General features: G+C 70.6%; 7 protein-coding genes. 5 read left to right on the top strand and 2 right to left on the bottom strand.

Features of this window, described 5'->3' with window-relative positions:
* Positions 1-259 precede the first annotated feature (259 nt).
* Together ACZ6C1_RS06160 and helR are read left to right on the top strand one after the other, a co-directional pair.
* On the top strand, positions 260-1,738 hold the full coding sequence (locus tag ACZ6C1_RS06160; RefSeq protein ID WP_469238148.1) for a glutamate-cysteine ligase family protein: 1,479 nt from the start codon (positions 260-262) through the stop codon (positions 1,736-1,738).
* 252 nt (positions 1,739-1,990) lie between these two features.
* Positions 1,991-4,159, top strand: a complete 2,169-nt coding sequence (gene helR, locus ACZ6C1_RS06155) for an RNA polymerase recycling motor ATPase HelR (RefSeq protein WP_469238146.1) — start codon at positions 1,991-1,993, stop codon at positions 4,157-4,159.
* Here the strand turns inward: helR and ACZ6C1_RS06150 are convergent.
* On the bottom strand, positions 4,146-4,688 hold the full coding sequence (locus ACZ6C1_RS06150; RefSeq protein WP_469238145.1) for a DoxX family protein: 543 nt from the start codon (positions 4,686-4,688) through the stop codon (positions 4,146-4,148). The two genes, helR and ACZ6C1_RS06150, sit on opposite strands and share 14 nt — an antisense overlap.
* A gap of 229 nt (positions 4,689-4,917) precedes the next feature.
* Here ACZ6C1_RS06150 and ACZ6C1_RS06145 point away from each other — a divergent pair, with 229 nt between their 5' ends.
* A complete protein-coding gene (locus tag ACZ6C1_RS06145) occupies positions 4,918-5,877 on the top strand; it encodes an Lrp/AsnC family transcriptional regulator (RefSeq protein ID WP_469238143.1) in 960 nt (319 codons plus the stop codon).
* 47 nt (positions 5,878-5,924) lie between these two features.
* Here ACZ6C1_RS06145 and ACZ6C1_RS06140 read toward each other — a convergent pair whose 3' ends face one another.
* Positions 5,925-6,371 carry an ATP-binding protein gene (locus ACZ6C1_RS06140; protein WP_469238141.1) on the bottom strand — a complete coding sequence of 149 codons (447 nt, stop codon included), beginning with the start codon at positions 6,369-6,371 and terminating at the stop codon, positions 5,925-5,927.
* A gap of 171 nt (positions 6,372-6,542) precedes the next feature.
* On the opposite strand from ACZ6C1_RS06140, the gene ACZ6C1_RS06135 reads away from it, so the two are divergent.
* Together ACZ6C1_RS06135 and glpK are read left to right on the top strand one after the other, a co-directional pair.
* The gene (locus tag ACZ6C1_RS06135) at positions 6,543-7,310 is read left to right on the top strand and encodes an IclR family transcriptional regulator (protein WP_469238139.1); all 768 of its coding nucleotides are present in this window, start codon (positions 6,543-6,545) and stop codon (positions 7,308-7,310) included.
* Between the two features lie 115 nt (positions 7,311-7,425).
* Positions 7,426-8,946 carry a glycerol kinase GlpK gene (glpK, locus tag ACZ6C1_RS06130; protein ID WP_469238137.1) on the top strand — a complete coding sequence of 507 codons (1,521 nt, stop codon included), beginning with the start codon at positions 7,426-7,428 and terminating at the stop codon, positions 8,944-8,946.
* The last annotated feature ends 65 nt before the right edge of the window (positions 8,947-9,011 follow it).

Here is a 9,011-nt window from a genome sequence, read left to right as displayed (position 1 = left end):
CCCCCCCCCCCCCCCCCCCCCCCCCCCCCCCCCCCCCCCCCCCCCCCCCCCCCCCCCCCCCCCCCCCCCCCCCCCCCCCCCCCCCCCCCCCCCCCGCGGCGTGTCCCCGGCCGAGGCGATCACGTCCGGTCACGTACGGCACCGAAAGGACGACGGTCGGAAGCGGTGTGGGCGCGGCCGGACGGCCGCAGTGGTCCGCCCGTCCGGGGAGTGGGACGCTGAAGGTGGGGTCCGTGGCGAGGAGACTCGGGAGGGCCGAATGGGACGTGACGTCCCGGCGCTGGTGTTCACCCGTGACGACCGTCGCCAGTTCCGGAACAAGATGCACACCTGCCTCGACGTGTTCGCGCGGATGCTGCGGGAATCGCGGTTCGACTTCGAGCGGCCACAGGTAGGTCTGGAGATCGAACTGAACCTCGCGGACCCCGCTGCCGAGCCCGCGATGCGCAGCACGGACGTCCTGGAGGCCATCGCGGATCCCTCCTGGTCGAGTGAGCTGGGCCGGTTCAACCTGGAGATCAACATCGCGCCGCGGGAGCTCACCGCGGGCGGGCCCGACTCCTGGGAGCGGGAGATCCGGGACGCGCTCAACCACGCCGAGGAGAGGGCCGCGGCGATCGGCGCCCATCTGGTGATGATCGGAATCCTGCCGACGCTGGAGCTGAAGGACGTGGGCCTGGCGTCGCTTTCCGAGAACCCGCGGTACCACCTGCTGAACGAGCAGATCTTCGCCGCACGGGGAGAGGACCTGCTGATCTCGGTGGACGGGGTCGAACGGCTGCGGACCTACGCGGACACGATCACGCCGGAGGCGGCGTGCACCAGCACCCAGTTCCACCTGCAGGTCTCGCCGGACGAGTTCGCGCCCTACTGGAACGCCGCGCAGGCCATCGCGGGCGTGCAGGTGGCCCTGGCGGCGAACTCGCCGTTCCTGTTCGGCAAGGAGCTGTGGCGCGAGACGCGTATCCCCCTGTTCGAGCAGGCCACCGACACCCGGTCGGACGAGATCAAGGTGCAGGGCGTACGGCCCCGCGTGTGGTTCGGCGAGCGGTGGATCACCACCGTCTTCGACCTCTTCGAGGAGAACGTACGGTACTTCCCGGCGCTGCTCCCGCTGCGCGAGGACGAGGATCCGCGAGCGACCCTCGACGCCGGCGGAACCCCCCAACTGGCCGAACTCACCCTCCACAACGGCACCATCTACCGCTGGAACCGCCCCGTCTACGCCGTCGTCGACGGCGTACCGCATCTGCGCGTGGAGAACCGGGTGCTGCCCGCGGGCCCCACGGTGGCCGACGTGCTGTCGAACGGCGCCTTCTACTACGGGCTGACCCGCGCCCTGGTCGACGAGGACCGGCCCGTCTGGTCACGGATGTCGTTCGCGGCGGCGGAGGACAACCTGCACGCCGCGGCACGACACGGGATCGACGCGCAGCTGTACTGGCCGGGGGTCGGCGAGGTCCCGGTGACCGAGCTGGTGCTGCGGCGCCTGCTGCCGCTGGCGCACCAGGGGCTGGAGCGCTCGGGCATGGACCCGGCCTGGCGGGAGCCGCTGCTGGGCATCATCGAGCAGCGGTGCGTCAGTGGCCGCAACGGCGCGGTGTGGCAGTCGGAGATGTTCCACCACATCCACGACATCGCCCACGCGGACCGCCACCAGGCGCTGCGGAGGATGACCCAGCAGTACATCGACTACATGCACTTGAACGCTCCGGCGCACACCTGGCCCGTCGAGTGAGTCGGCGTGGTGTCATAGGGCGACTCCGATGCGCGTGACGTCTGCGCGTCGCCAGGTGGGGGAGTGCCTGTCCGCCCGCTCCGGGCGCGAGGGCCGGGGAAAGTAAGGGCGAGAGGGCGTCGCAAGGGGGCGTACCCTCTCCTTGCCACTCTCAACGTATAGCGCACCGGGGGGCTTGCGGCAAGGCCCCGGTCGTACCGCACAATCGCTGGCCTAGGCCAGGCATCTGCGGAAATGAGTGATTCAAGAATCATGCGCCCCTTGACCACCAGTGCTTTCGATCTTCCCGACCAGCTCTCGCACAAGGCCGACCCGGAGCTGATCGCCGGTGACGAGCAGCACTTCGCGGCCATCGCGGACAGCCTGGAGCAGACCATCGCCGAACTGTCCGACCGCCTCGACACCGCGCGCAAGGCACCCGGCGGCATGGGCCGGGAAGCGATGGAGAGGGACGCGGAGATCCACCGGCTGACCGGCCGTCTGCGGGCCCTGCGCCGGTTCGGACTGGACCTGTGCCTCGGACACATCGTCGGCGAGGACGACCCCGAGCCCGTGTACATCGGACGACTCGGCCTCACCGACAGCACCGGCCGACGGCTGCTGATCGACTGGCGCTCACCCGCCGCCGAGCCGTTCTTCGCGGCGACCCACGCCAACCCCATGGGCTTGGCCAGCCGCCGCAGGTACCGCTGGACACGTGGCCGGATCAGCGACTACTGGGACGAGGTGTTCACCGCCGACGGGCTTGAACAGCACGCCGCGCTGGACGACCAGTCGGCCTTCATCGCCAGCCTGGGCAGCAACCGGTCGGCCCGCATGCGTGACGTGCTCGCCACCATCCAGGCCGACCAGGACGCCATCATCCGGGCGGGATCCCGTGGTGCCCTCGTCGTCGACGGCGGTCCGGGTACGGGGAAGACCGTCGTCGCCCTTCACCGCTCCGCCCACCTGCTCTACTCCGACCCGCGCCTCGGCCACCGCAGGGGTGGTGTGCTGTTCGTCGGTCCGCACCAGCCCTACCTGTCGTACGTCGCCGACGTCCTCCCCAGCCTGGGAGAGGAGGGCGTACAGACCTGTACCGTGCGGGACCTCGTCGCCGAGGGATCCGTGGCGGCGATCGAGACCGACCCGGAGGTGGCCCGCCTGAAGTCGTCCGCGGACATGGTGAAGGCGATCGAGAAAGCCGTCCGGTTCTACGAGGAACCGCCCACCACGGGGATGACGGTCACGGTGGACTGGACCGACATCCCGCTGAGCGCCGAGGACTGGGCCGAGGCGTTCGAAGCCCCGGATCCGGGGACGCAGCACAACGAGGCGCGCGAGCACATCTGGGAGGCGCTGGTCACGATCCTGAGGGACAAGTACGACGGGGACGTCTCGCCCGAGCTGTTCCGCAGGTCCCTGCGCAACGACCGGGAGCTGGTCGACACCCTCAACAGGGCGTGGCCGCTGCTCGAAGCGGCCGACCTCGTCGGCGACCTGTGGACCGTACCCGCCTACCTGCGGATGTGCGCTCCCTGGCTGGGCCCCGACGAGGTGAAGACGTTGCAGCGCCAGGACGCGCAGGCCTGGACGGTGTCCGACCTGCCGCTCCTCGACGCCGCACGTCAGCGGCTCGGCGACCCGAAGACGGCACGACGGCTGAGCCGGCACAAGGCCGCCATGGCCGCCCAGCGCGAGCGCATGACGCAGGTCGTCGACAACCTGATCGCCGCGGTGGCCGACTCCGGCGCGGACGGTGACGACGGCGAAGGCCTGGTGACGATGCTGAGCGGCCAGGACGCCAAGGTCAGCCTGGTCGACGAGTCCGAATTGCCCACCGCCGACCCCGACCTGCTCGCCGGCCCGTTCGCGCACGTCGTCGTGGACGAGGCCCAGGAACTCACCGACGCGGAATGGCAGATGCTGCTGCTGCGCTGCCCGTCCCGGAGCTTCACCATCGTCGGGGACCGCGCCCAGGCCAGGCACGGTTTCACGGAGTCGTGGCGGGAACGGCTCGAACGGGTCGGCCTCGACCGGGTCGAGGTGGCCTCCCTGAGCATCAACTACCGGACGCCGGAAGAGGTCATGACGGAGGCCGAGCCGGTCATCCGGGCCGTGCTCCCGGACGCCAATGTGCCGACCTCCATCCGCAGCAGCGGCATCCCCGTCGTCCATGGATCCGTCGCGGACCTGGACTCGGTCCTCGGCACCTGGCTCGCCGAGCACACCGAAGGCATCGCCTGTGTCATCGGCGATCCCACGTTCCGGGCGACGTCCCGTGTCCGCTCGCTGACCCCGGAGCTGTCGAAGGGGCTCGAGTTCGACCTGGTCGTGCTCGTCGACCCGGAGACGTTCGGCGAGGGTGTCGAAGGAGCGGTCGACCGCTACGTCGCGATGACCCGAGCGACCCGGCAGCTGGTCGTCCTCACGAGCTCCTGATGGAGGCGGCGTCGTCAGTGGCGGGCCGGACCGCGGCCCGCCACTGTCGGCGGGGGGTGTCTCGGGCGGGTACGGCCGCCCACAGGGCGACGGTGATGAAGACCAGCTGCTCCGGGATCCGGAACCACAGTGGCGTGGCCGGGGCGCCGTTGAGCGGGATCTGCTCGACGGCGGCGTAGACGTTGGCCGGGAGCATCAGTACGAAGAGCGCCGCCAGACCCATCCCGGCTCTCGCACGGGTCGCGGTCCGGACGAGCCCGGCGGCACCGAGGAGCTCCAGTACGCCGGTCATGTAGACCACCACGCCGGGAAGCGGGACGAACGGCGGCACCATGGCGGCCAAGTCGTCATGGCTCGGCATCACGCCGACACCCGGCGGGGCGAAGTGCGCGGCGGCGGTGGCCAGGAGCATCACAGCCAGACCGTGGATGACGCTGGTTCGCCATGTCGCGAACCGGCTGACCCCCAGGCCGCCGAGCAGTCGGAGTCCCAGCGCCGGGACCGCGAGAAGCAGGAGAGTGGTGAACATGAGTGTCCTCCGGGAGGGATGAGCGCGCGGGCGGGTGGACGCACCGGTGCGGTGCGGTGCGTGCGGTGTGGTCCGATGCGGTGCGGTGCGGTGTGGTGCGATGGCGCGGCCGGTGTACGGGAAGCCTTGGAGCGCGCCGGTCATGGGAGCGAGCATTCCCGTACCCTGGCCTGATCCCGTCAACTCCCGCTCCGGGCGCCGTTATCCGACACCCGCCTACACTGGCCCGGTGGATTCGGTCACCCTGGACGAACTCGACCTGCGGCTCCTGCACGCCCTCCAGCTCGACGGGCGAGCCGCCTTCAGCAGGCTCGCCGGCGTTCTCGACGTATCCGACCGCACCCTGGCCCGTCGCTTCACCAGGCTCCGCACCTCGGGTGCCGCCAGGGTCGCCGGCGTGACCGACAGCCACCGCACCGGCCACGCCGAATGGATCGTGCGCCTGCGTGTCCTGCTTGCCGGCACCGCCCCGCTCGCCCGCGCGTTGGCCGGCCGCCCCGACACCGCCTGGGTGACCGTTGCTTCCAGCGGCACCGAGGTCGTGTGCGTCTTCCGCACCGCCGACGAAGGCCCGGCGCCCCTCAGCACGCTGGGCCGCCTGCCGCAGGTCACCCACGTCGACGCACAACGGCTGTTGCGCCCGGTGATGGACCACCGCTGGATCGGCCGGACCTCCGCGCTCACCCCCGGCCAGATCGCCGCACTGCGACCCGCCCCCGCCGAGCACACCGCCCCCGCATCCCGCACATCCCTGAACGAGCTCGACCGCCGCCTCCTCCCGGCCCTGGCGGCGGACGGTCGCGCCGCGTACCCGGAGCTCGCCCGACAGGTGGGCTGGTCGGAGTCCGCCGTTCGACGCCGCCTGGACGAACTCCGCCGTTCGGGCGTCCTCCGGTTCGACGTCGAGGTCGATTCACGGCTGTTCGGCTTCACGGTGCAGAGCCTGTTCTGGCTGACCGTCACGCCGGCCCGCCTCGCCGGTGTCGCGCGGACGCTGGCGGGCGATCGGGAAGCGGCCTTCGTCGGTACCACGACCGGCCCCCACAACCTGGTCGCGGTTGTCGTCTGCCGGGACGCCCACGCCCTCCACACCTATCTCACCGACCGCATCGGCTCACTCGTCGGCGTCGACCGCGTGGAAAGCGCGCTGATCACCTCGTACACGAAACGAGCCGCCCCGGCCCTGTAGCGGTGACCTGGCAGGGGGGTGACAGGCGGCCCCAGCCAGGAACAGCCTCAGGCGGCAGGGAGGTCGGCCCAGCGGGTGATTCCCTCGGTGCCGACGCGTACGCCGCAGCGGGCAGCCAGCGCGGTGACGATGTCGATGCCGCGGCCGTGCTCGTCCGGGTCCGGCGCTCCCCACCCCTCACCGGCGAGGACGGGGCCCGCGTCGGTCACCTCCACGCGCAGCGCCCCACGTCCTTCGACGCGGACCCACGACAACCGGAGCGTCGCCGGTGGCATGGCGTGGACCAGCGCGTTGGTCAGCAGCTCCGAGACCACCACGAGTACGTCCATCACGGCGTCGGGAGACAGGCCCCACTCGGCGAGTATGTCGCGGACACGCCCGCGGATGGCGGGCACCGCCCCCGGGGTGTGGGGCACGGGGCAGACATGATCGACAGCGTCGGGGCCGGGGCGATCGACTGCCTTGGGGCCGACGATGTTGAGCTGGGCGGCCATCTGCCCTCCTTGATGAACGGTGCCGACGGGTGCCGACTCCACGCACGCTATGAAGTGATGCGAAACCGGTCAATAAACGACGGTCGGCATTACCGAACGCAAGTCGAGACCGGTGCAAACCCACACGTCATGGCCGATGTAGGACGGAGAAGGCGGAACTAGAATCGCGGTATGGCCGGTCCCGTCCAGTCCATCGAACGGGCGGCGGCAATCCTCCGCCTGCTCGCCGCGGGCCCCCGTCGGCTCGGGCTCGGAGAAGTGGCGGCCTCGCTGGGCCTGGCGAAGGGGACGACCCACGGCATTCTGCGCACCCTCCAGCACGTGGATTTCGTCGAGCAGGACGCGGCGACCGGGAAGTACCAACTCGGGGCGGCCCTCCTGCACCTCGGCACCAGCTACCTCGACGTGAACGAACTGCGATCCCGCTCGATCAACTGGGCCGACGCCCTGGCCGCCCGCAGCGGGGAAGCGGTCCGCCTCGGCACCCCCCTGGAGGGCAGGGTGCTCGTCATCCACCACGTCTTCCGGCCGGACGACACCCTCCAGACCCTGGACGTGGGCGCACTGCTCCCTCTGCACGCCTCCTCGCTCGGAAAGGTGCTGCTGGCCTTCGGCACCGCGAACCTCGATGCGGCGGTCGACGCCGGGCTGGAGGCGTACACGCGCCACACCCTGGCCCACACGGACGAGCTGACCCACGCCCTCGCCGAGATCCGGGAGAACGGCTGGGGCGCCGAAGTGCAGGAGATGAGCATGGGGGAAGCCGGCGTAGCCGCCCCCATCAGGGGCCACGGCGGCCTCGCGGTGGGCGCCATCGGCCTGTCCGGCCCGGTCGAGCGGATCTGCGACGCCCGTGGTCAGCCGGAAGTCAAGCTGCTCACCCTGCTCCGCGACGCCGCCCGGGCGATCTCACGAGACCTGGGGGCCGCCCGCTGGTAGATCCCTCGCACAGCGCATCTCCACGCATGCATCGCAACGCATCGCACTGCAACGCATCGCACTGCATCGCATCGCATCGCAACGCAACGCCACGCATCGGAAGGCGGTCCGGATCATGGTCGAACGGTATGTGATGTCCATCGACCAGGGCACCACCTCCACCCGGTGCATCCTGTTCGACCACCGCGGGCGACTGGTGTCCGTGGCCCAGCGCGAGCACCAGCAGTTCTTCCCCAAGCCCGGCTGGGTCGAGCACGACGCCCTGGAGATCTGGCGCAATCTGCGACGCATCGTGCCGGAGGCCCTGTCCGGCGCGGGCAACGGCGTCGCCGCCGAGGCCGTCTCGGCCCTGGGCATCGCGAACCAGCGCGAGACGACCGTCCTGTGGGACCGGCGGACCGGAACCCCGCTGGACAGGGCGATCGTCTGGCAGGACACCCGCACCGCCCCGCTCGTCGAAGACCTGCGCAGGGAACCGGGCGACGCCTTCTTCCTGGAACGCTGCGGCCTGGCGCCCTCGACCTACTTCTCCGCACCACGGATCCGCTGGCTCTTCGACCATGTGCCCGGTCTGGAACAGCGGGCCGCGAACGGCGACGTCCTGTTCGGCACGATGGAGTCCTGGCTGATCTGGAACCTCACCGGCGGCCCGTCGGGAGGCCGCCACATCACCGACGTGACCAACGCCAGCCGCACGATGCTCATGAACATGGGCACCCTCGAATGGGACGAGGAACTGCTGGGATTCTTCGGCGTTCCGCACGCGATCCTGCCCGAGATCCGGTCCTCGGCGGAGTGGTACGGCGAGGACCGTTCGGTGCTCCCCGGCAGGCCCATCACGGCCGCGCTCGGCGATCAGCAGGCCGCGCTCTTCGGACAGACCTGCTTCTCCCCGGGCGAGGCCAAGTGCACCTACGGAACCGGCAGCTTCCTGCTGCTCAACACCGGCACCGACGTCGTCCGGTCCCGCAACGGACTGCTCACCACCGTCGCCTACAAGATCGACGAGCAGCCCGCGGTCTACGCGCTGGAAGGCCCGATCGCCGTCACCGGCGCGCTGGTCCAGTGGTTCCGCGACCGGCTGGAACTCATCAACAGCGCACCGGGCATCGAGACCCTTGCGCGGACCGTCGAGGACAACGGCGGCTGCTACATCGTCCCGGCGTTCTCCGGTCTCTTCGCACCCCACTGGCGCAGCGACGCCCGCGGCGTCATCGTCGGCCTGACCTCATACATCACCAAGGGACACCTGGCCAGGGCGGCGCTGGAATCCACCGGCTGGCAGACGAAGGAGGTCGTCGACGCCATGAACGCCGACTCCTCGCTCACCCTGAGAGAGCTGAAGGTCGACGGCGGCATGACGTCCGACAACCTCCTCATGCAGATCCTGGCCGACGTCCTCGACGTGCCGGTGGTACGGCCCATGGCGGCCGAGACCGTCTCCCTGGGGGCCGCCTACGCGGCCGGGCTGGCCGCGGGCTACTGGGCGGACCTGGAAGTGCTGCGCGGCAACTGGCACCGGGCGGCCCAATGGCTGCCGGACATGGACCCCACGCGACGGGCGTCGGAGTACGAGAACTGGCAACGGGCCGTCGAACGGTCCTTGGGCTGGATCAGACGGCCGAACGGCCCCTAGGGATGCCTTCTCGAGCGAGCCGCGCCGTGGCGTGAACACGATGACCGACGGCGGGTGGGCTTGTG

This window comes from Streptomyces sp. NPDC041796 (assembly GCF_055590785.1).
Note: the sequence above shows the minus strand (reverse complement) of the source record. Positions and strands in the feature narration are given on the sequence as shown.